Source organism: Saccharopolyspora thermophila, assembly GCF_014646075.1.
Classification (GTDB): Bacteria; Actinomycetota; Actinomycetes; order Mycobacteriales; family Pseudonocardiaceae; genus Saccharopolyspora; species Saccharopolyspora thermophila.
Map to the genome: position 1 here is coordinate 1 of NZ_BMMT01000054.1, position 653 is coordinate 653.

The 653-nt window shown below is 62.6% G+C and carries 1 protein-coding gene; it reads right to left on the minus strand.

Annotated elements, in window-relative coordinates; genetic code table 11:
* On the minus strand, window positions 1-634 hold a 634-nt coding region (locus tag IEY17_RS25715), incomplete at its 3' end, for a toxin glutamine deamidase domain-containing protein (protein WP_229680606.1).
* Window positions 635-653 lie beyond the last annotated feature (19 nt).

Genomic DNA, 653 nt, shown 5'->3' on the forward strand with positions numbered 1-653 from the left:
CGCCTCCCCATCCGGTTGAGTCGTATGCGGCAGCCCCTTGCGCTGCCACCCGCTGCCCACCGGAAAACTCCCCACGAGCCGGCCCGGCCTGCGCCACCGCACCCCGCGACCCCACCGGCGTATACACCGGGAAAAGCTCCGTGCCCCCCGTATACGGCGAGAACCACACCTCCACCGGATTCCCCAGCACCTGCAACCGATTCCGCTGGGCATCAACAAACACCACCGAATCACCGCGCTTGTGCACGGTAAAGTAATGCCCCCCACGATCAGACCCGAACCAGGCGAACACCAAACCACACGGGCCATCCCCATCCCGGGCCTTAGCAAAAGCAATCACACCATCATAACCATTCTCCTGCCTGACCATCGGCGGCAAACCAGACAGCGGGACATCATCACGATGCACCACCCCACTCGGCCCAGCCCTGAACTCACCCACCCGACCAGGAAATGCATCCGCATTCAGCGCCTGAATCGACGACGGAGCACAGTTCGACTCCCGGCCAGCCACATCCCCAGCACCAACCGGACGATTCACCCCCGACAAATTCGGGAAAAACTCCCCCAGAAACGCCCGCTCCGCACCCTCATCATCAGCAAACGTCTCCGCCGATATAACATCCGACCCCACCGACGAAGACCCCAACACC